This window comes from Brevibacillus dissolubilis, assembly GCF_006170445.1.
GTDB classification, from domain to species: Bacteria; Bacillota; Bacilli; order Brevibacillales; family Brevibacillaceae; genus Brevibacillus_B; species Brevibacillus_B dissolubilis.
In genome coordinates, this window is the sequence record NZ_VCNA01000001.1 from 358,814 (window position 1) to 381,511 (window position 22,698).

The 22,698-nt window shown below is 49.5% G+C and carries 18 protein-coding genes; 6 read left to right on the plus strand and 12 right to left on the minus strand.

From position 1 onward, the window contains the following. Position 1: 1 nt before the first annotated feature. From FGI41_RS00900 to FGI41_RS00910, 3 genes are all read right to left on the minus strand, one after another. A complete protein-coding gene (locus FGI41_RS00900; RefSeq protein ID WP_139488025.1) occupies positions 2–1,192 on the minus strand; it encodes a glycine C-acetyltransferase in 1,191 nt (396 codons plus the stop codon). Between the two features lie 258 nt (positions 1,193–1,450). Next, on the minus strand, positions 1,451–1,708 hold the full coding sequence (locus tag FGI41_RS00905) for a hypothetical protein (protein WP_139488026.1): 258 nt from the start codon (positions 1,706–1,708) through the stop codon (positions 1,451–1,453). A 387-nt stretch (positions 1,709–2,095) separates the two neighbouring features. Continuing rightward, on the minus strand, positions 2,096–3,316 hold the full coding sequence (locus tag FGI41_RS00910; protein ID WP_139488027.1) for an MFS transporter: 1,221 nt from the start codon (positions 3,314–3,316) through the stop codon (positions 2,096–2,098). 278 nt (positions 3,317–3,594) lie between these two features. On the opposite strand from FGI41_RS00910, the gene FGI41_RS00915 reads away from it, so the two are divergent. Then, on the plus strand, positions 3,595–3,780 hold the full coding sequence (locus tag FGI41_RS00915) for a type Z 30S ribosomal protein S14 (protein WP_139488028.1): 186 nt from the start codon (positions 3,595–3,597) through the stop codon (positions 3,778–3,780). A gap of 224 nt (positions 3,781–4,004) precedes the next feature. On the opposite strand, the gene FGI41_RS00920 is transcribed toward FGI41_RS00915, so the two are convergent. Beyond that, positions 4,005–4,199 carry a hypothetical protein gene (locus FGI41_RS00920; protein WP_139488029.1) on the minus strand — a complete coding sequence of 65 codons (195 nt, stop codon included), beginning with the start codon at positions 4,197–4,199 and terminating at the stop codon, positions 4,005–4,007. 14 nt (positions 4,200–4,213) lie between these two features. Between FGI41_RS00920 and FGI41_RS00925 the strand changes: the two genes are divergently transcribed. Next, positions 4,214–5,086, plus strand: coding sequence for a sensor histidine kinase (locus tag FGI41_RS00925; protein WP_255298270.1), 873 nt, complete (start codon positions 4,214–4,216; stop codon positions 5,084–5,086). A 4-nt stretch (positions 5,087–5,090) separates the two neighbouring features. Continuing rightward, positions 5,091–6,473: a response regulator gene (locus FGI41_RS00930; protein ID WP_139488031.1), complete on the plus strand. Its 1,383-nt coding sequence runs from the start codon at positions 5,091–5,093 to the stop codon at positions 6,471–6,473. 130 nt (positions 6,474–6,603) lie between these two features. Here FGI41_RS00930 and FGI41_RS00935 read toward each other — a convergent pair whose 3' ends face one another. The 3 genes from FGI41_RS00935 to FGI41_RS00945 all read right to left on the minus strand — a co-directional run bounded on the left by FGI41_RS00935 (position 6,604) and on the right by FGI41_RS00945 (position 10,885). Further along, entirely contained in the window at positions 6,604–7,935 is a 1,332-nt protein-coding gene (locus tag FGI41_RS00935; protein WP_139488032.1) for a GntP family permease, read from the minus strand. 20 nt (positions 7,936–7,955) lie between these two features. Next, positions 7,956–9,512, minus strand: a complete 1,557-nt coding sequence (gene gntK, locus FGI41_RS00940) for a gluconokinase (protein ID WP_139488033.1) — start codon at positions 9,510–9,512, stop codon at positions 7,956–7,958. 503 nt (positions 9,513–10,015) lie between these two features. After that, complete coding sequence (locus FGI41_RS00945) at positions 10,016–10,885, minus strand: MurR/RpiR family transcriptional regulator (protein WP_255298249.1); 870 nt, start codon at positions 10,883–10,885, stop codon at positions 10,016–10,018. A gap of 169 nt (positions 10,886–11,054) precedes the next feature. On the opposite strand from FGI41_RS00945, the gene gnd reads away from it, so the two are divergent. After that, complete coding sequence (gene gnd, locus FGI41_RS00950) at positions 11,055–11,951, plus strand: phosphogluconate dehydrogenase (NAD(+)-dependent, decarboxylating) (RefSeq protein WP_139488034.1); 897 nt, start codon at positions 11,055–11,057, stop codon at positions 11,949–11,951. 210 nt (positions 11,952–12,161) lie between these two features. Here gnd and FGI41_RS00955 read toward each other — a convergent pair whose 3' ends face one another. The 3 genes from FGI41_RS00955 to FGI41_RS00965 all read right to left on the minus strand — a co-directional run bounded on the left by FGI41_RS00955 (position 12,162) and on the right by FGI41_RS00965 (position 17,489). Next, a complete protein-coding gene (locus FGI41_RS00955; RefSeq protein ID WP_255298250.1) occupies positions 12,162–13,388 on the minus strand; it encodes an MFS transporter in 1,227 nt (408 codons plus the stop codon). A 119-nt stretch (positions 13,389–13,507) separates the two neighbouring features. Beyond that, on the minus strand, positions 13,508–15,274 hold the full coding sequence (locus FGI41_RS00960; protein ID WP_255298251.1) for a ribonuclease H-like domain-containing protein: 1,767 nt from the start codon (positions 15,272–15,274) through the stop codon (positions 13,508–13,510). Beyond that, positions 15,264–17,489 carry a DEAD/DEAH box helicase gene (locus FGI41_RS00965; RefSeq protein ID WP_139488332.1) on the minus strand — a complete coding sequence of 742 codons (2,226 nt, stop codon included), beginning with the start codon at positions 17,487–17,489 and terminating at the stop codon, positions 15,264–15,266. The genes FGI41_RS00960 and FGI41_RS00965 overlap by 11 nt, the downstream gene beginning before the upstream one ends. A gap of 192 nt (positions 17,490–17,681) precedes the next feature. Here FGI41_RS00965 and FGI41_RS00970 point away from each other — a divergent pair, with 192 nt between their 5' ends. Beyond that, entirely contained in the window at positions 17,682–18,836 is a 1,155-nt protein-coding gene (locus FGI41_RS00970; protein WP_139488035.1) for an MFS transporter, read from the plus strand. An 84-nt stretch (positions 18,837–18,920) separates the two neighbouring features. Here FGI41_RS00970 and FGI41_RS00975 read toward each other — a convergent pair whose 3' ends face one another. Together FGI41_RS00975 and FGI41_RS00980 are read right to left on the minus strand one after the other, a co-directional pair. Next, the gene (locus FGI41_RS00975; protein ID WP_139488036.1) at positions 18,921–19,349 is read right to left on the minus strand and encodes a hypothetical protein; all 429 of its coding nucleotides are present in this window, start codon (positions 19,347–19,349) and stop codon (positions 18,921–18,923) included. An 81-nt stretch (positions 19,350–19,430) separates the two neighbouring features. Beyond that, positions 19,431–20,927 carry a TROVE domain-containing protein gene (locus tag FGI41_RS00980; RefSeq protein WP_139488037.1) on the minus strand — a complete coding sequence of 499 codons (1,497 nt, stop codon included), beginning with the start codon at positions 20,925–20,927 and terminating at the stop codon, positions 19,431–19,433. A 450-nt stretch (positions 20,928–21,377) separates the two neighbouring features. Here FGI41_RS00980 and FGI41_RS00985 point away from each other — a divergent pair, with 450 nt between their 5' ends. Next, entirely contained in the window at positions 21,378–22,685 is a 1,308-nt protein-coding gene (locus tag FGI41_RS00985; protein ID WP_139488038.1) for a helix-turn-helix transcriptional regulator, read from the plus strand. Positions 22,686–22,698 lie beyond the last annotated feature (13 nt).

A 22,698-nucleotide genomic window follows, 5' to 3' on the forward strand; every position in this document is an offset into this window, starting at 1 on the left:
CCTAGAGAATCCCCATTTCTTTTCCTACTTTTTCATAGATGGCAAGTGCTTGATCGAGCATTTCTTTGGTGTGTGCGGCAGTAGGCATGTTGCGCACGCGGCCTGTGCCTTTCGGGACGGTTGGGAATACAATTGCTTTTGCATAGACGCCTTCTTCATACAGACGCTTGGAGAATTCTTGGGTGGTCTTCTCTTCCCCGATGATGCAAGGGGTGATCGGGGTTTCGCTGTCGCCGATGTTGAAGCCCATGGATTTGAGACCTTTTTTGAGATAGTCGCCGTTCTCCCAGAGCTTGTCGTGCAGCTCTGTGCTCTCCATCAGGATGTCGATCGCACGCTTAGCGGCAGCTACGTCAGCCGGTGTGAGCGCTGTGGAGAACAGGAACGGACGGGAACGAACCTTGAGCCAGTCGATCAGGTTTTGACGGCCTGCTACGTAGCCGCCGACAACACCGATTGCTTTGGAGAGCGTACCGATCTGGAAGTCGATTTTGTCAGAGAGACCGAAATGCTTCACCGTACCTGCCCCTTTACCGAGGACACCGGAACCGTGTGCATCGTCCACATAGGTGATGAGGTCGAATTCTTCTGCTATCTCGACGATTTCAGGCAGCTTCGCGATGTCGCCGTCCATGGAGAAGACGCCGTCTGTGATGACCATCACTTTGCCATACTTGCCAGATTCGACTGCTTCCTTCGCTTTGGCGCGCAGATCGTCGATGTCAGAGTGGTTGACACGGATGATTGTCGCACGGGACAGACGGCAACCGTCGATGATGGACGCGTGGTTCAATTCGTCGGAGAGGATCGCGTCGTTTTTATCCATAACCGCAGAGATCGCTGCCATGTTGCAGTTGAAGCCGGATTGGTAAGCGATCGCTGCTTCGGTGTGCTTGAATTCAGCGATTTTTTGTTCCAATTCGAGGTGAAGCTTGAGTGTACCATTGATGGTGCGAACCGCGCCTGCACCTACGCCATATGTCCGGGTTGCTTCGGTAGCCGCTTCGATCAGACGAGGGTCGGTTGCGAGACCAAGATAGTTGTTAGAAGAAAGGTTGATCAGTTCTTTACCGCCGATTTTGATGGTCGGACCGTTAGGACTCTCCAACGGATCAATCACATTGTATAGTCCTTTTGCTTTCAAATCGGCCAAATTTTCTTGTAAGAATTGCTCCAAAACTTTGCTCGACAACGTAAATCCCTCCATCAGGATGATGTTTTGTACTGGTTTGTAATGATCTTGAGTATACTTATGTCCATTCAGTGTGGACATTCGTTTTTTCAACAAAATCTCATGAATCCTTATTTCATCTGGGTTATTACTTTCGATCTTACCATCATTTATTTTCCGTGTCCATATGGAGAGGACGAAAAAATGTGTTTTTTTTCTATGAGTAAACCTGCTGTCTATTCTCCCCTTTGTTGATGGGTTTCATGACTGTTTGGTGATTCACATTTGCCCCTTGATGAGCTGCTCCATCTCCGCCATGTATGCTTGGATCTGTTCTTCACTTTGGGGTTCCCCCACTTTCCACGGCCACTCATAAGAGCCAAGCCCCTGCATCTTGCGAAGTGCACCTACGTATTGATCCCATTGGAACGTAAACGGACCGATGTCGATGGGATGGGATCTTTCATCGAAGTTATTTTCATTTGCAAAATCAGACCACGTCACCGTATCACCATTGCGCTCGATTCTTGCAGACACCGCCCCGCAGCCTAAGTCCGCACATGCAGGACAGATCATCAATGCTGTCCGTCCGCTCGGAAGGTCTGGCGGGAGTTCTAACGGTAAGCGTTGTCTTTTCTGTGTGTACAAGGTTTTTTATGAACATTATCAAAAAAGCTTGTGGGATGGCAAGTTCATGCTTTACTGCGGAGAATAACAAAACCGACCGTCCACTTCAGGCGGACAGTCGGTGCAAATCTGATCCTCGTTCTTGTTCCTGTAAGAGCGCCCTTTGTACCAATAGATTCAGACAGCGTCTTCCTCGCCACAGGCGGATGCCCAGTACGCAGCTGTTTTTTGTACACAAAAAAGAGCATCCACCCCCGCAACAGACAGGAGTGGATGCCCTTTTTGCCTTATGATGATTTATGATGAGATCGTTGACTGGGATGGAGCAGTTGGCTGGTGCTGTGCGGCTGGATGGCGTTTCCAGATTTTGATCAGGATTGGGATCATCAGCACAAACACCAGCGGGAACACGGTAAATGATACGGTCAAGAGCGACGCCTGGGCAAATGTCTCACGCATCCACAAGAACAAGAGCACCCCGATGATCCGGCCCAAGCCGAGCGGAATCTCGCGGACGACGATGTAATCGAGACGACGACGGTCATAATCTGGGTCAGATTCAATCGCGGCATAGGTCCAGGAGCCGATCGAGGTGGTCAGCATGTTTTTCGCGAGCGGATGCAGAATGCTGAATACGACCAGCACCGCAATCGTCGGATAGAACGACAACACGCCCGATGCGAACGCCACCATCACTGCGCCAATGCCATAGATCAGCAGGCGTCTCTCGGGAGTCGCCACGCGTGCAAGCCAAAGCGAAGCGATCAACGCCATCACGCCTGATACAGTCTGGAAGATCCCCAGATTCTGCTCCCCGCCTGCGATCTGGAAGGTCATCATCGACACGAGGAAGGTGTCATAGGTACCGCCGACCACGCCTTCGCCAAACATGACGGCGAGCATCCCTTTCCACTCGCGGGTCGGGTTTTTGATCACCTGCATGATCTTACTTTGGCGTCCAATCGGCTTGCCCTTGATGCGAAGCGACAACAGCGCAGCGACCAAGAACAGCAGACAGCTGGCACCGAAGATAATCAGATACCCGGTCATTCCTTCGAAGTTCTCGATACAGACCCCGCCGAGTAACGGTGCGGTCATCGTGGTCAGGGAAGTGACAAATCCGCTGTGGTACAAAAAACGGTCACGGTCTGCATTTTTCGTCATATCCAGCACAGCCATATGCATACCAATCGCAAACAGACTGATCGCTGTCCCCATCCACAGACCGAGGATAATCACATGATCGCGCAGCGCCTCCCCATAATACAGTGTGATGCCATACGAGATCACATGAGCAAAAATCCCCAATCGCAGTGTCGTCATCGGACTCGTGATCCGAGACAGCCATGAACAGAGCGGAAAACTGGTCAACACGACGGCAGCCACTACCATGCTGTAAGTCGCAAGCAGGGCGTATGTACTGTCCAGCCGCCACAAAAACACGCCTAGGAAGATCGATGACAGCATGTTGGCAAACGTAAAAAAGCCCATCATCGTCAGATAATAACGGATTTGCAAAGCGCTCTCTCCCATCAAGATCTCTATATTTATCTACTATGAAACAAAAAGGGCCGCCCTTCATTGGAAAACAGGCGGAATTTTAATACACTTTAATAATATATTCATTCAAGTTAGGAGTAAACCTTTTCCCATGGATTGGTTGAGGGGGAATATTCGCTACATACTCCCTGCAACTCCCTGTTGAAGTGATTGCTGTTTTGGCTTATGATGATGCTTCTACCTTACTATTTATGAAACATTCGATATAGAAATGTTTTTGAAGAAAGGAGTTACCCATGGCAAAGAAATCCATGATCGTGAAGCAACAGCGTCTGCAGAAGTTCTCTGTGCGTGAATATACACGTTGTGAACGTTGCGGCCGCCCACATAGCGTGCTGCGCAAGTTCAAGCTGTGCCGGATTTGTTTCCGTGAGCTGGCTTATAAAGGTCAGATTCCAGGTGTGAAAAAGGCGAGCTGGTAAGGGGTTTTTGAGGTAAATAGCCAAAAGGACGTTCCGATTCAGGTCGGGACGTCCTTTTTATTTGTGGGCGGGGGGAACAGGTATTATCTGCGGACAGAATCAAACTCGGAACGGCAACCCTCTTTTTCTCGAATACTCGGACTTTGCTGGCTTCCCTGCTTCTGCACGACTTCTCGCTTCCGTTCTGTTTAATGATATGAAACAGCCAGTGACTTCTACTCAGGTTATGACTTTTGCACTGTTCTTGTCTCCTTCCCAGCTCTCACCTGTCCTCGCCCATTCATCTCCTGCACCGCCCCCGACCTGCTGACGTACAGATCACACGCCTGTGTCGCTGTCAGCGCAGTCTCTGCGTAATGAACCTCTGGCACGGCATACGACTCATCATAATCATTGATCCCCTTCACCAGGCAAGACACAACACGCCCGCCAGATCACGAGACCGCTCGACCGCCTGCTCGTCTCGATTCAGCAGCTGCAGCAGGGGGATTTTACCCAGTCCGTGCAGTTCATGGGGCATGATGAGATCGGCAAATTAGGCGATGCCTACGACGTGATGGTACAGAAGATCAAGGGCTTGATCCAAGATAACTACCTGACCCGGATCGGCCAGCGGGACGCCGAGCTGAAGGCGTTGCAGGCGCAGATGAACCCGCATTTTCTCTATAACACACTCAACACGATCTATTGGGCGGCCCACCAGCGGCAGGAGCCGGTGATCGCGGAGATGGTGTATGCGTTGTCGCAATTTTTGCGCTTACGGCTCAATGATGGAAAAGATGTGGTCTCGCTGGAGCAGGAGTTTGCTCTGATTGAACATTACTTACATATCCAACAGCATCGCTTTGGTGATCGGCTGAGCTACGAAATCATGCTGGACGAGTCGTTGCGGTCGATGATGATTCCGAAGCTGATCTTACAGCCGTTGGTGGAGAATTCGTTGATGCATGGGATTGAACAGGTGCAGAGCGGGTTTGTTCAGGTGTCAGCTGCTGTGGTCGAGGATGCGGTTGTGCTGACGGTTACGGATAATGGGAAAGGGATGTCGGCGGATGTGCTGGCTGGGGTGGAGGCGAGGTTGAGTGGGTTCACCACTGCCTCAACGGACGGAGTCACCGCCCAGACATTACCGAGTGACCCCACGACTCCTCCTCCCCCACGCCACGGTTTTGCCCTGCAAAATATCCAAGAACGCCTAGATATGTTCTACCACAGTGAATCTTCTCTCACCATCCGCAGCCGTGAAGGTCTTGGCACCAGTGTCAGCATCCGATTACCTTACGACAAGAGCAACAAGGGGGAATGAACCGATGTCGATGTATAAACTGATGATCGCCGAGGATGAACCGACCATCCGCCACGGGCTGGAGTCGATGATCCCGTGGGAAGAGTACCAGTTCACGCTTTGTCCTTCTGCCTCCGATGGTGAAGAGGCTTTTGCCAGATTGCTTGAGGTGCAGCCAGACATCCTGCTCTCCGACATCCGCATGCCAATCCTCGACGGTATCCAGCTGCTGGAAAAAATCCGTGCGGCCGGACTTTCAACAGAAGTGATCATTTTGACCGGCTTCGGTGATTTCGAATATGCCAAGCAAGCGCTGAAATACCGCGCCTTTGACTATCTGCTCAAGCCCAGTCCTCCACAGGAAATCCTGCAAGCCATCCTTTCCGTCAGAGATGCACTGGAGGCGAAAAAAGGAAAAGAGCGCAAAGCCTTGCAACTGGAGCGAGAATGGGATAAGCATATGTCGTCGTTGAAAAAACAGACGCTTTTGCAGTGGATCAAGCAGCCGCAGGTGAAAAGCAACCGTGCGACGTTGATCAATGAATTGGGAATGTATATCAAGCCGGATCATATACAGGTGGGGGTTATTGAGGGGATGATAGCTCCCGCTTCTGCTTCTGCTGGGGAATCAGCATCAGCGGATGTTATTCAGCGGGTGAATCTGCTGCGGCAGGCGCTTGAGCCTTTTTATTGGGAACAGTTGGAGATCTGTATAGAGGGTGCGGAGTTGATTTGGTTTGGAAATCCGAATAGTAGGTTCGACGGCACGGAGATGGGAGTTGGCTCTTCTGTCAGAGGGGTTACTCCGGGTCATTCCTGTCATCCGAGGCAGGAGTCAGGGGCAGATTTCATTATGGGATCAGGTTCGAACTCACCCATGGCTACCTTAACCAAGTTACTTTTCACCCTATCACCCACCCTCTCCACCTCATGCTTCATCGGCATCAGCAGCATAAAAGAATCCATCTACGGGCTGGCCCACGCCTACCTCGAAGCAAAAGAAGCCCTACAATCTGCCACCCCGACGGATTGCGTAAGAATCTACGAACAAGCCTCCCTCCCCTCTGCCACGACGACTCACCGGACGGTTCAGGCGGCTCTAGATGTGATCCATCAGGGATACAATCAAAATCTCACTCTGGAGTCCGTCGCCCGTGATGTATTTGTCTCGACCGCGTATCTGAGTACATTGTTCAAGCAAGAGATGGGTGTCAATTTTCTGGACTATCTGCATCAATATCGAATTGAAAAAGCCAAGGAGCTGCTCACTCTCCCGCATCTGAAGGTCTACCAGGTGGCCAACCAGGTCGGGTATCAGGATGAACGGCATTTCAGTACGACTTTTAAAAAATGGACGGGGCAGTCTCCGTCGCAGTATATGAAGCGGCGGGTGGCAGAACTGGGGTAAAAGGTAAGGAACAATCAAGTTCCCCCATGGTACATCAAGCAAAACGCATAAAAAAAACCAAAAACCGACCCATCCACACTCAGCGGATAAGTCGGTTTTTTCATACTCACAGCTTCCTATAGAGCTACCTTTAGCCCACAAATTGAGCCAAGATCAAGATAAACACCAGAGCCGTCACAGACAGAATCGTTTCCATCATGGTCCAGGTTTTCAATGTATCTTGTACACTCATGTTGAAATATTCTTTGATCAGCCAGAAACCGGAGTCATTGACGTGGGAAAGAATCAGGGAACCGGAACCTACAGCCAACACAAGCAATTCTGGACTTGTGCCAGGGATTGTCGCGGCAATTGGGCCGACGATACCTGCTGCGGTCATCATGGATACGGTTGCAGAACCAGTCGCCACACGGATCAGCGCCGCAACCAGCCAGCCCAGTACGATTGGCGATACGGCAGATGATTGCGCCAGTTGGGCGATGTAGTCACCCACTCCGCTGTTCAACAGGACTTTATTAAACGCACCACCCGCACCGATCACCAGCAGGATGGTTGCTGTTGGAGCCAAGCAATCGTTGGTGAAGCGCAAGATGTCGTCTTTGTTGAAGCCACGGTTAAAGCCAAGCGTAAAGAAGGAAACGATCGTTGCGATCAACAGAGAAGTGATCGGGCTTCCGATGAAGTCAGCCCATTGGCGAAGCTGGTCTTCTTTTGGCAAGGTGATATCGGCAACGGTCGCGCCAAGCATCAGGATGACAGGAAGCAGAATGGTGAAGACTGTGATTCCGAACCCAGGAAGCTCACGGTCGCTTTTCGGCTCAGCCAATTGCGCGGCCAGCTCTGGAGCGACACTGCCTTTGATGCGCTTGCTGATCCAGCTTCCGTACAGCGGACCTGCGATGATGGCGGACGGCAGTGCGACGACGATGGAATAGAGAATCGTTTTGCCTACATCTGCTTTGAACAGGTCAACAGCGGCCATCGCAGCCGGATGCGGTGGAACGATCCCGTGTACGATGGAGAGACCCGCGACGAGCGGAATTCCGATTTTGATCAGCGGCATGCCGGTTTGACGGGCAATCGTGAAGACCAATGGAATCAACAGAACGAACCCAACCTGGAAAAAGACTGGAATACCAACGATAAAGGCGACAAACATCATAGCCCAGTGGACGTTCTGTTGACCCATGCGGTTGATCATCGAACGGGCGATCCGTTCTGCACCGCCCGATTCAGCCATCATTTTACCCAACATCGTACCGAGAGCAAGCACGATTGCGATAAAGCCTAGCGTATTTCCCATACCTTCTTTGATCGAATCGACGACCTTGGTCAGCTCCATCCCAGAGGCAATCCCGACGAAGCCCGCGGCGAGCAGCAGAGTGATAAATGGGTTTACCTTGAAGCGGGTAATGAGAACAAGCAACAAAACAATAGCAATCAGCGTAATGACTAATGGCATCAGGAGTACCCCCTTTTTTCTTATGTGCGATCTTGTTGAATCCGGCCACGACGCTGGAACTCGGCAATGAGCGAAAATTCCTCAACCAGCTTGTGGTAGACACGTTCATACAGATAAAACAGCTCGATATAGGTCTCAGAGCGCTGAAGATCAGGCTGATGACGCTCAGCGATTGGAATACGTACTTGCACATCTTCCAAGCGGTCGATCGCTCCGACTGCTTTCATCGCGAGCACCGCCGCGCCAAACCCGGAGCTTTCATGGCTTTGCGGAACCGTCACCTCATAGCCGAACATATCGGACATGATCTGCCGCCATTCCGCAGAACGGGCAAACCCGCCCGACGCCCGGATTTCACTGGCAGGCCCTGCCAAATCCCGAAGCGCGATGCCGACACTGTAGACACTGAACAAAATCCCTTCCAGCACCGCCCGGATAAAATGCTCCCGCTTATGATGCAGGCTCACCCCGAAAAAGGATCCGCGCGCATTGGCATTCCAGTATGGGGCACGTTCACCTGATAAAAACGGCAGGAACAACAGCCCCTCTGCCCCAGCAGGAACATCCTTGGCCGCCTGGATCATCACATCGTACGGATCAATCCCCAACTGGCGCGCCTTCTCCACCTCAGGCCAACTGAACTCATCGCGGAACCAGCGTAGCATCAGCCCGCCGTTGTTGGTCGGCCCGCCGATCACCCAATGATCTTCAGTGAGCAGATAGCAGAAGGTCCGCCCTTTTGGATCGGTCATCGGCTTGGGCACAACAGTACGCACAGCCCCGCTCGTCCCGATGGTAATCGCCACCTGCCCCTTCGAAATCGCCCCGACACCCAGATTCGCCAGTACCCCATCGCTTGCACCGACCACGAATGGCGTGTCCGGATCAATCCCGATCTCATCGGCAAATCTCGTCTCCATCCCCCGCAGAATATGAGTAGTTGGTACAGCCTCACTCAATTGTCCGGCAGTAATTCCCGCCAGACGCAATGCTTCCTCATCCCAATCCAACCGTTCCAGATTGAAAAGTCCGGTAGCCGACGCAATCGAGTAATCTACCACGTACTGCCTGTACAAGCGGTGAATCACATACTCCTTGATCGAGATGAACTTCGCGGCCCGGCGGTATGTATCCGGGTCTTCCTCCCTCATCCAGATCAGCTTGGTGAGCGGTGACATCGGGTGAATCGGCGTACCCGTCGCGAGGTAGATACGATGACCCGTGCCGTCTTGCTTCAGCCGCTCGGTCTGAGTCACACTGCGGTTATCGGCCCAGATGATGCTGTTGGTCAGAAGCTCTCCATCACCATCCACCGCAATCAGGCTGTGCATGGCTGAGCTGACACCGATCCCGCCGATCTCCTGTCGGCTGACACCAGATGCTGCAATCGCCTGCTTGAGAGCCTTGATCCCCGCTGTGAAAATTTCTTTCGGATCTTGCTCAGCCCAAGACGGCTTCGGAACGTGCAGTGGGTAGTCGACATTCCCGACACCCTTGACCGCTCCTTCTTTTGTGAAGACAACTGCCTTGGTACTCGTGGTACCGATATCCAATCCAATAAAATACATGTTTTCCATATGGCTTCATCCTTTTTGTGTATACGCTTTCAGAATGATAAGTGGATTATATCGAAATTTTTTTCATTTGTTAATACCTATGATGAAAATTTTTGTTACTTTCTTTTTTTCAATCTTATTCTGCCTTGTTTTTACTTATGCTTTACTCCACATCATTCTGACTGTCACAGGTTTAAGGGTAGTATTTCCCTAATAAAAAGAACGCCTGCATTCGCGCGGAAGAGATAATTCCACTCGTTTGCAGGCGTTCTCACTTTTCATTTGTTTTTCGATCGTTTTCGTACGTTTGCTTTCCGTCTTCGTGTGTTTACTTTCGTGTTCATTCATCGCCGACTGTTTTTTCTTTGAGCTACTTTGAGCTACTTTGAACTACTGTTAGCGGTGATTTTCACGTAAGCGGTCCCGCGCAATCAACTAATGCGGTTTCTTCATTGGTCTAGTGAACTTACGTATGCCTAACCTGAAAGATATCTGTCTAGCTTTTGATATCCGTCGTCACCTGCTCACAGCCGCTTAAACGAAATCGCTTCCCTGATTTTCTTGATATTCTGCGTGGTCTGCTCCTCCCGCTTGAGCGACACGGCTACATAGAAAAGGTCGATGATACTCAGCTGGGCTAAGCGTGAAGACAAGGCTTCGGTACGGAATTGCGTCTCGCGGGAAACGGTGAACAGACAGACATCGGCCAGCTTGGAGAGCGGTGATTTGCCGTAGCCGGTGATCGCGATGATCGTCGCCCCGGCTTCTTTGGCTACCTTGACCGCTTCGATCACGTCTTTGGTCGCCCCCGAATGGGAAATCGCCACGACCACATCCCCCGCCTTCAGCATGGAAGCTGCCATCACCTGATAATGCGCGTCGGAGTGGTGCTGACACGGGATGCCGGTCCGCATGAATTTGTGGTACGCGTCCTGCGCGATGGCTGCCGAACCGCCCGAGCCGTAGAATTCGATCCGATTGGCTTGGACGAGCGCATCCACTGCTTTTTGCAGGGTGTCACGGCTCATGATCTGCTGGGTATCCCGCAGTGTCTCCTGATTCGCAGCAAAAATCCGCTCGGACAGCACCAAGAGATCCCCCTCGCCTTCTAGATCGATCTCTTGGTGGATGCTCTGCTTCGGCGGTACCACTTCACTGGCCAGCGCTATCTTAAACGCCTGGTACCCCCGAAACCCGAGCCTTCTGCACAGACGAAAAATCGTCGCTTCTGCACACTCGCACAGATCGGCAAGCTCTGTAATCGAATGATGGATGATATCACCGGGATGCTCGAACATATAATCAGCAATCTGTTGTTCTTTTGCGCTCAATTGCGGATACATCGCACGGATTTGCGTGAAAATACTGGGTGTATGAGCTGGAGGTTGTGTCACCAGATAGGCCCCCTGTTTCGTCTATTTGCTCCCCCTATTATAAAAAAAGAGTCAAGCTCTGTCATTTTTCAAAAAAATTTTCTTTCAAGTGATGAAAAAAGAAAATTTTTATCATATACTAGTCCTACTACAACGCAGATGGTATACATCCATAAAGGAGTGTTTTTTGATGAAACTAGCATTACTTGGCCTTGGCAAAATGGGTTACAACCTCGCACTCAACCTCTTGGATCACCAACATGAAGTCGTCGCCTACGATGTCGACCCGAGCCGTGCGCAAGAATTGCAGCAACATGGTGTGATCCCAGCTGCAACGGTTGAGGACGCCATCGCAAACCTTCCGACCCCACGCGTCGTCTGGCTGATGGTCCCGGCCGGAGAGATCGTGGATGCGCTCGTTCAACAGTTGTCCACGCTTTTGACCGCTGGTGATATCGTCATTGACGGCGGTAACTCCCACTACAAACAATCGATGAGCCGCGACGCCCTCCTGCAGGAAAAAGGTATCCACTACCTCGATGTGGGTACCAGCGGCGGCATGGAAGGCGCTCGCCACGGTGCCTGCCTGATGATCGGCGGCGACAAAGGTGCGTTTGACCATGTGGAAGCGGTGTTCCGTGACATCAGCGTGGACAACGGCTATCTTTACGCAGGTGCGTCTGGCAGCGGGCATTTCCTCAAAATGATCCACAACGGCATCGAGTACGGCATGATGCAAGCGATCGGCGAAGGCTTTGAGGTGCTTGAGAAGAGCGGGTTTGGCTACGATTTCGCAGAAGTGGCGCGGGTCTGGGCGAATGGCTCTGTAATCCGTGGCTGGCTGATGGATCTGACCGAACGCGCGTTTCGCAAGGATGCCAATCTGGATGAGATTCGCGGCGTGATGCACTCCTCCGGTGAAGGCAAATGGACGCTGGAGACAGCGCTTGATCTGCAGGCGGCTACACCGGTAATTGCGATGTCCCTGTTGATGCGTTATCGCTCGTTGGATGAGGATACGTTCCACGGGAAAGTGGTGGCAGCGCTGCGGAATGAGTTTGGCGGGCATGCGGTGGAGAAGAAGTAGGGGTTTTTGTTGTTCGGCACCATCTAAGTAAAAAATGGCGTAAAAAAACGGCGGTCTCGGGATCGCCGTTTTTTGCTTTTCGTTTTTTCCCTATTTCCGTTTTAACCTGTTCTAGTATCGTTTAACTTCCGCTCCTATCTTGTCTCCAAATTTATTGCATTCGTTCAGTATCGGTGGATATATGTTGCCATCGCTATGCAAGTCCCTTTACTAATGAGAACGCCCCGGCTCCGGCACCTTCTTCCACACCCACAACATATTCACCAAATACAACACACACGTAATCCCAAGCATCCACCGAATCCCCAGCGCCGCCGAACCCAATCCTCCAAGAAGCGGTCCAGCAAAACTCCCCAAAAAGGTAGCGGCAGAAGTAAAGCCGAACACCATCCCCCGTTGTTCCGGTGACACCAGCCGTCCGATCAAGGCATTCGCTGTCGGCATAATCCCCCCAACGAACAGCCCTAAGCCAAAACGAGACGCGATAAATACCCAAATATTCGGTGCCAACGCCTGCGGCAGATAAAACAATCCCGCCCCAATCATCGAGATGATCAATACCCGGCGATATCCGATCTGGTCACTCCGTTTTCCCAAGAACGGCGATCCAATCAAGTCAGCAAGACCCGTCACAGCAAAAGCAAATCCAGCCAGTGTACCGAGATACTCCGCTCCACCCGTCAGGTCTTTCATAAATACAGGCAACGCTGGCAACACGCTAACGACTGAAAACTGAGTCAAAAACAATACCAAAAACATCACATGAACCGATTTCATCTGACCCACGGTTTTGAATTGTTGGATTAGAGACGGCTTACTCTTGGATTCTGTTTTCCGCTCGAACTTTTCTTTTACGAAAAAAGTAGTAACCAAAAAGGCCGACATGGAAAGCCCTGATGCGAGAAAAAAGACCGCCCGATAGCTATCCAAAAAATCTGCCGCCAAGCCACCTGCCAACGGACCGATCAGCGTCCCAACAATTCCTGCCGTCTGTAACCACCCAAGTGAATACCCTAGCTTCTCTTCCGGTACAACCGTACTGACCAACGCAATCGACGATGCCGAAAATCCGCTAAACACGCCTTGAAGTATCCGAATGATCAGCAACTGCCACGTATTTGCCGCGAATGCCATTAAGATCGTGAAGGACGAAATCGCCAAAGTGGAACGCATCACCATCAGCTTGCGTCCCGTCCGATCAGCCAGTGATCCCCACAGCGGCGAGACCAAAGCAGATATCAGAAAGTTCGAACAAGAGATCACGCCCGTCCAGACTAACACTTCATCAGGATCGTGTACACCTAATTCTTCAACATATAACGCTAAAAAAGGCCCCATACTGGTAAAGTTCATCATCATGATACACTGGACCGCCATCATGGCCCAAAGAGTGGTTTTCCATGAGGAAGGTTCTTTCTCTGTTGCTTCTTGGCCCACGCTGTTCATCTCCCATTACTTGGATGTTCTTTGTTTGTATGTACCATTTTACCGAACCATGAGTAAAAAAGAAGCGACATTCCTCGAAGTGGAACACCGCGTCATCGTATTGATTATGTTCAGTTAAACTTTTCTACCTTTTTTTGCAAACGTTCGATTCTCTTTTCGTGAGCTTGTTGCTCGGACTTGAGCTTACTACGCAACATCCCTGCTTTTTTCTTCCAAATATCAAACGCGTGCACGGAATAATGCAGTGCTTTTTCATAATCCTTGACGTGATGCTCATACAGTTTAGCAACTTCGATCAATACATCTTCGGGAATCAACAGAGAGTCCTGTTCATTCAGGTAGGCTTCCCAGGTGGCCAAGGCTTTGTCATTGGCTTTTTGCTTTTTATAGAGATGTCCAATGGCGATCATCGCTTTTCCCCGCACGGCACTTGGGATGCTTTTTCTGTTGGAGATCGACTGGTATCGAAGAAGTGCTGCATCTACCTGACCTACTGCTTCGTACCATCTGGCAATCTCGTACTGTTCCTGTGGGGATGTGAGAAGGCTTTGATTCATACGAGTGGACGCCATGGAGTCGCTTATATCAGAAGTAGAATTCTCACCTGTATGATCATTTGTATACATGTCTGTAGCAACATTGGCAAACACACTTGTTAAACCAGTCAGATTCTCGTCAGTGACGGTTCGGCCTAACGAATGCTCCGCTGACTGAGTCTGCTCTTCATTGGTCTCCAGCAGCAACTTGGACATATGAATGTACAACGTAATCAACGACAGGACGTCCATCTCATTATGATGCAAGACACCCTGAATGATCTCGGGGTCCTTTTCTCTCAGGTAGTCAAAATAAAGCTCTGGCGCCATATAGCCGGGAACATCGTTGGTACGGTGCACACCGAGCTTTTCTTGTTCAATGATGAACATACGGCAGGATGGCAATTCGTTTTTCCATAGACGTCTGGCTCCATGCAACAGGTCATAGTGACCAAACGCCGGAAGTTGGGGAACCAAGTCACGGACAAGCGTGTGTCTCGTTTTCACCTGTGGCCAATCGAAGGCTTTTCCGTTGTACGTAACGAGATGGGTCAAATCCCTGGCATCGTTGAGAAAAGAGTTGTACAGCGGAACTTCTGCATGCGGGGCAGCCAAGTAATGCTGACGAACGACCACACTGTCCCCCTCGAAGCGGCAATACCCCAGTAGGAAGATGGTATTCCCCGTACCACCATGCAATCCGGTCGTTTCTGTATCAAAGAATAACAGCTTCTCAAGCGTATCCCGCGTACTGGCAAGGGGGTGGGTGTGTTCAGCCCTCTCCCATGCTTCCAGTACTTCGTAGATTTGCTCAAAACGATAATTTCCGTGCTGGTGTGTGATCGGATAACGAACCTCACGCACCATGATATATTCATCGTCGAGGATGTAGGGAGAAGCTTGAAGATTATTCCACTTATCGATATACGGGATATGGATATCGGTGGCGGTAGCGGACGCAGGGTCTGTTGCAGGTTGAGGAGGGTACTGCTGTTCGATTCGTGATTCTACGTTCTGCTGCTCGGGTGACATCGCTAGCTGCTGCGCTGATGATATTACCGTCTGTTGCTCTACTGGTTTCACTAGCTGTTGCTCTACTAATCTCGATGTCTGAAACTCTGCTGATTTCACTGTCTCTTCCTCTTCAAACAGCTCAAAGTTCAACTGTGATTCAACAGATGATTCTTCTACATCAATCAAAGTTAACGAGATTCCCTCTTTATCTGTTACAGTTGACGTGACAGTCTTAGAAATTTCAACCTTCTCCTTCTCTCCCCGCTCAACAGCGCCGAGTCCAGACATATGCCCCTTCAGTCGATTCAACTTATTTTTAAGAGACATACATACTTCCCCCCTGCGCGATCCGGAGCAGTGACAATGCCAACTCCTTGCTATCGTCTTCCACCGCTCCAACACATGACGGACACCCATCCCCACACGGACAAGAACTGATCAGCCGCTCTGCTTGGCTAAGAATCGTCGGCATCTCCTTGTACACCTGCTCACTTAATCCGATACCGCCTGGATAACGGTCATACAAAAAGATCGTTGGCTGCCCAGAATGAATCGCTTTGCGCTGCGGGATGACGTGCAGGTCTGCAGGATCACACATGACGAACAATGGGGCAACATGCTGCAGGACATGGGCCAGTCCAACCAGTCCGCGCTCTACTTCTTCTTTTCCCAGCGTATCTAGAACCGACTCTGCAAAGCTGATCCAAGCAGCATTGGTATGCAACTCTTCCTCAGGTAAGTGGATCGGACCAGAGCCGATATTTTCATGTGTTTCGAATTTGATCTTTTTAAAAATGGTAGCCATGGCGTTAACTGTAACCTCACCGTATGCCACCTCTGTCTGCGGCTGGGTAAGTGTCTGATCTTCCTCCAGCACCTTCAACTGCACAGCCAGATTAGCGTCGGTATAATAATCTACGGCCACTTCACGGACGTAGGCTTTCTTTTCCTCGTAATCAAGCTTTTCCACCTGAAATTGTGTTCCTTGATGAAGATAGATTGCTTCTTCATGCAAAAGCGTCATCGAACTGAATCGATCCATCTCTCCGATCACACGCTCGTTGCCCCGCTCAGTAATGTCGATAATCACCACATTTTCCTGAGAAGCCGAACGCAAGCTGATGTTGTGCGCCGGAAATGATTGATTCATCCAGAACCATTTGCCTTTTGCATAGTGAAGCACTTGCTCTTCCGTCAAAAATTCCAGAATCTCCACGATCTCAGCCTGACCGAAGTGTTCCCCTTCTTTGAAAGGGAGTTCGTACGCAGCACACTTGATATGGTCAACGAGAATAATCAGGTTGTCGGGATTAATCCGCGCTGACTCGGGACTGCGGTCAAAGAAATACTCCGGATGCTGAATCACATATTGATCCAATGGTGTCGAACTGCCCACCATCACCACAACTGATTCACCCTGACGGCGACCAGCACGGCCCGCCTGTTGCCATGTACTCGCTACCGAACCGGGATACCCTGTGATGACGCAAGCCTGCAATTGACCGATATCGACACCAAGCTCCAGCGCGTTCGTACTGACGACACCCATAATGTCACCACGTCGCAGACCCTTTTCGATCTCGCGTCGTTGGCTTGGCAGATAACCACCACGATATCCTTGGATGGTTTTTGGGCCTAGTTTCTTTTTGATCAGCTCCTGAAGATATTTGAGCAGGATCTCCACACGCACACGGCTTCTGGCAAACAGGATCGTCTGGATTCCATTGGTCAAAAATTTCTCGGTAATGTCACGTGCCTCCAACGTGGCACTGCGTCGGATATTGAGCTGATGATTGACCACAGGCGGATTATAGAAAATAAAATGCTTTTTCCCTGTAGGAGCACCATTATTGTTAACCAGCTCCATTTTTTCCTCAGTCAACGCTTCTGCCAGCTCTTTCGGGTTAGCAATGGTTGCAGAGGTACAGATAAACTGGGGGTTGCTCCCATAGTAAGCACAGATCCGCTTCAGTCGGCGAATCACATTGGCGACATGACTGCCAAAAACCCCACGATAGGTATGCAGCTCATCGATCACGACAAATTTGAGATGCTCAAAAAACGATACCCACTTGGTATGGTGCGGCAGAATAGCGGAGTGGAGCATGTCTGGATTGGTAATAACGATATTCCCCGCTTGGCGAACCATGGTACGGATATTAGCCGGGGTATCACCGTCATAGGTCTCCGATTTGATTGACATGCCCATCTCCGTAATCAACTCATGCAGCTCGCTTTTTTGGTCTTGCGCGAGTGCTTTGGTCGGGAACAGATACAAGGCGCGCGCCTGAGAGTCTTCCGAGAGCTTCTGCAAAACAGGCAAATGATAGCACATGCTTTTACCCGATGCGGTCGGAGTCACGGCTACAATGTTTTTCCCTTCACTCACATGGCGAAAGGACGTCTCTTGATGCGTATATAAGGAAGAAATCCCGCGCTTGCTAAGCGTCTCACATATTCGCGGGTCCATAGTAGTTGGGAAAGGCACAGTTTGTGCTTGACGCGGTTCTACGGTATGCCAATGAATTATATTTTGCTTCATCCGTTCGTCCTGTCGAAACTCATCCAACAGTTCGGATATGGTCAATTTGGTATACACGAATCATCACCTTCTTCTCTATTCTATTGTACGAATAGACGTTCGGTGTGTAAATCTATTTATTTGTTGCCCCATTTTTGTTTATAATACGAATACTAGCTTTTGTTAGTCGTTTCCAAGAAAGGAATTGGTTTTGTGTCCGCTGTTATACAAATTTTGCGTGCCTATGATTATTTTTACTTTTCGTTGCTGGCTATGTTTATCTCCTTTTTACCAGTTTATCTAAGCGCCCAAGGATTCTCCGCCACCCAGATTGGAGCAGTCATTGGGACGGGAGCGTTTATCGGAATTTTGTCCCAGCCGCTCTGGGGCTTCATTAGCGATAAAGGTAAAACGATTAAAAAAGTTCTGATTCTGATGCTCGCTATCTCTGTCGTCGTCGGTACACTGTTGTTTCGGTCCTCGGGATTTTTCACACTGTACCTGTTAGCCGGTTTGATGTATTTCTTTTACTTGCCGACAGATCCGTTGACCGAAAGTTTGAACTACCAATTAGCCCAAAAAGAAAAGGTCAGTTTTGGAGCTGTCCGTACATTTGGAGCGATCGGTTATGCAACTACTTCTCTAATGGCAGGCTATATCGCCAGTGCCTTTGGTATCACGATCCTTGGGTGGATGTATCTTGCTTTTGGCTTGCTTACTGTCTTGTTAGCGTGGCGGCTTCCAGATGTACCGACAGTCTCCAAACCCGTCGCGTTCAGTAGTTTGGCTGCATTCTTCAAGCATAGCCGTGCCGTTCGCTTTTTTATTGTCGTGCTGTTGATGGCGCTCCCCCATCGGATGAATGATATCTTTTTGGGTGTCTATATTCAGAGTATTGGCGGTACTACTGGACAAGTCGGACTCGCTTGGTTTATTTCGGCGGCAAGTGAAGCTTTATTTTTTGCGTGGAGTGCCCGCTTCTTACGATCAGGAAGAGAACTCAATCTGATCATCATTGCAGCAGGTCTTTATGCGCTGCGTTATATAGCGACAGCCCTTGCCCCTGGGCCTGAGTGGGTGGCATTTCTGCAATTGCTCCAAGGTGTGACGTTTGTTATCTTTTATACGGCAGCTATCCAGTATTTGTACGGGATCATACCAGAAGAATGGAAATCAACTGGACAGATGGTACTGGCTGTTCTCTTTTTCGGGGTCTCAGGGATTGTCGGTTCGTTTGTCGGCGGATGGATCTTTGACACATTCGGTGGAGCCAGTCTATACAATGTGATGGCCGTGCTCTCCGTGATCGGACTGATTGCAGGTGGTGTCATGTTCCGTAAAAAAGGAGTGGAAGCTGGACAAATATAGTGGTAAGAAAAAAAGGATGCTCACGGAACACTGTTCAAACTCCGTGTAAGGCATCCTTTTTGTTTGCACATCTAGATAGTAGTCTTAGGACGAATATGAGGTTAGATGAATGATTAACGAATCCCCCATTTTGGTCACACTCCAGTTGTTTGACAAAACCTTCTGTAACCATTCCTCATCCGCACCGCTTAATTTGATCTCTTTCAACGATTCGTTTTGATCTATGTAACCTTCGCCTTCTTTTAAGCCGAATCTGGCTTCGAGTAAGGTTTTGATCCCGTTAATCGTTGCGAATTTGATTTGATATCCTTCTGTGATGGCTTGCTCGAACTCATCTTTATGATCACGGGCAAACTCAAACAAGGACGAAAAATTGATCTCACCACTGCCAACCTTTTCGAATGCCTTATTGTCACCATTCCCTGCATAGGTGATGATCTCTTCATCTAAAAAACCGTGGGCACGTAAGAGTTCAATTCGTACTACTAACGGTTGAGAAAGTTTTATCGCCATTTAGAACACCCCTTTTTCTTCCATTATAGACCTGTTCTTGCGATCTTCCCATTGGTTTTTCCGGAAAGGTCTGTATGTTTCCTATCGTTGACCGGCTAGATCAACACTCCTGACCTTCTCCACCATACTCCCATAGCCTTGTGTCTCTTGTGAAATATAGCTGAGTACAGCTTCACTCCAGCCATAAATGTAATGGGTGATTGGATCTGTCGCAGGAACCATCGCATGGCGATAAGGGGCTATATCGATGACAAACGCTTTTGTATTCGGATTGAGCTGTTGCCGGTATTTTTTGAGTTCACGATAGAACGGACTGCCCGAGTTTTGCTGCTCGTCGGTGATAATGATGATGTTGTCGACTTTTATTTGATCCTCCCTAAGTTTCCGTACTGGTGCACCTGTGTCAGTACCTCCCCGTGCCCTGATTTGGCTTGCCTGTGTGATGATGCTGTCATGCAGGGAGGGACGGGCATCGTCAACACGCGTGTCAAATAACCAAAAGAGGCCGTTTCCTTTTGTCTTCTTATAGAGAGAGACAGCGAAAAGGGAGCCTGTGCGGAGGTACTCTCCGTTCATGGAACCAGATATATCGAGGAAAATAGCTGTTTTTCCTGCTAGATCAGGCAGGTTGTCAAACGTCAATTCCACCGCCTGACGCAATGAATCTTGAATGAGAGCGTCTTTTACTTGGTAAAAGGCATTGAGAAAACGAAACGGCAAAATCTTGGTTCTGCGTAAAGCCTCTCTGTCGGTCAGGCGCTCCATAATATAGGAACGGTTCTCCTCAAGCACCCCTGCACGGTCTAGAGCATTGAGGTTGCGTAAAAGAGCCAGCGTTGGCATTTGTTCTAACAGGGCAGTCCATATTGATGGTGTCGGCTGAATCACTCCCGTCACCACTTCGAACGGGAGCCGTCCTTCAGCAATACATGAAATGATTGCTGCCTCAGTGTCGGCCCGCTTGAGTTGTTCCCATGCAGTGATTTGGGGAAGTGCTTCCAACGAGGTTGGCTTTCCTAGCAGGTAGCGAAACAGTGCCTGCTGCTGGTCTGTTTCTGGCTTGGGATGTGTCGTATTGATCACGTCTGTCAGGTTATATCCACGACCACGTCCGTTATATTTGATCGCCCAGTATTCGCTGGTACGGCAGAGGAAACGGTTGATCTGACGTTTGATGGCCCGTCCTCCTTGTCCGCGTCCTTGGCTTTTTAGGATAGTAAGAAAGTCAAAAAGATCAGAAGGGATGAGGATTACTCTTGGGAACACGGCATCGAGCAGATCAGGGCGAGCTTGTGACAGTAACGTTAATCCAAGAATCGGCTGCAACCGCATATAGCCTTCGTGGCGGGCGGTGATGAGAGCTTTAGCCATAAACTCAGGATCGTACTCTATCATGGCCTGATGCATATCCATCGCCTCATCAAGTAATTCCGACTGATCCGTATAATACGTATTCCCAAGTGTATTCGTGAGCAATGTCTGAAGGTATTGCTCTTCCAGTGAACGTTCGTAAGCGGGATAGCCCTCGTGATTTGATTTTGAATTCCGGGCTGCAAATATTTTTAAGACATTTCCCATCTTACTCTCCCCTTCCAATGTCTTGCTAAAGACATAAAGATGACAGGTGAGGAAATGGTGAGAAGGTGTTTGGGATTCAAACCCGAAGGAGCTCCTTTGCCCCTTTTTCCATTAGAATTAGAAGTAGCCCTCTCAGGCGCCTCACCTGTCTGTTGAATAATTGAACGTGCGAAGAAATTGTTAACTTGGAAAGGTACAATGAATATGCTCTACCTACTGAGCTACCCTGCCGAAACAAGGACCGGAATCGAACCGGCGACACTATCCTCACGAAGTAACCCTTCCGTACGCCTCGCACATCCTTATCATGCCAGATCATTCCTTAGCTGAACATGGCAGAAGTATTACGAGTCAGGTATTTTTGTCCCAAATCCATCAAAAATGGCGTTGACAGTCCCAACGCCAAACGAGTACGATGTTGACAAAACCCACATGCGAACAGGTGATCCGATGGCAAAAGAAGCTTTTGATAAAGAAATTCAGCTCTTGCGTATAATCTTTCTTACCGGTGGTGCTTACAACCGCCAGCAACTGGCCGAACGCCTGGGGATTTCTGTACATACATTTGATAAGACACTCAAAAAGCTCAAGGATATCTTTTATACACTCTATCCGCTTATGGAGTTGAACAATGAGCCGTTTAACAACCTACAGTACTACGACATGACCGATCAGCTGTTTTTGTTTCTGTACCGGGCAAAATCGGTTAAGGAGTCAGAGGTAAAGAGGCTGGTGCGTATTTTGACGCTGTTGCGTGATGAAGCTCTGACCGTCAAGGATTTGATCGAACGGTTTGATCTTGATGGTGAGACGTTCACCGATCTGCCTGATGAAAAAACGCTGCGGCAGGACCTCAAGTATCTCGAAGAACTGGATGTCATCAAAAAAGTAACGAAGATAAGACCCAGCCTGTACCGCTACAATGATGACCTGACTTCCATTCTCTCAACCGATGAATTGTTAGACTTATATGACTTTGTTCATATCATGGCGAACACGGAGTTACCTTCTGTTCAGGGATATATTTTGCTCGACGCCTTGAAAAATCAGCTCCAATTCATCCGCGCTGGACGAGATCTGAATGCATTCTTGTACAAATATCATTATTTCTCCCGCATATTAGATGAATATCAAGCCTTCTTTCTGTTCCAAGCGATCCAGGAGTGCAAAACCATACGTTTCACCTATTACACACCCAAACGGAAAGTCCGCTATGAATCGTTAAATACCAATCCCCTGTTCGCAAAAGAGACGGTTGGTGCAAGCCAACATACCATCCCGCTTACTGTCATTTATGATCACCAGTACGGCCGCTGGTACCTCGTCGCCAAAACAGAAGGCCATCCTGGTTTAAGCAAATACCGTCTGGAGGGTATCACCCAGCTCACCGTAGACGGCTCTGTAGATGCAGACGAATTGACAGCTCTTCAGAAGGAAGCGGAAGCCGCACTGCGCCATAGCTGGCTGATTGACACCGGTCATCCCGTCACAGTTAAACTCCGCTTCTACCATCCTGATGGCCATGCTTTTAACTTTATCCACAATCGCGTTGAACTGCAGGGGCAATGGGGAATCATTACGGAACAAGGCGATGAATGGTTCGATTATGAAATTCAAGTAAACGATACGATGGAGATCAAGCCATGGATACGGAGCTTTGGCTCCAGTTGTGAGGTGCTGTCTCCCCGTTCCCTGCGGCATCAAATGATACAAGAATGGAAGGAAATCGTAGGATACTATGAAACTGAATCTATTTGAAAAAATCCATAAC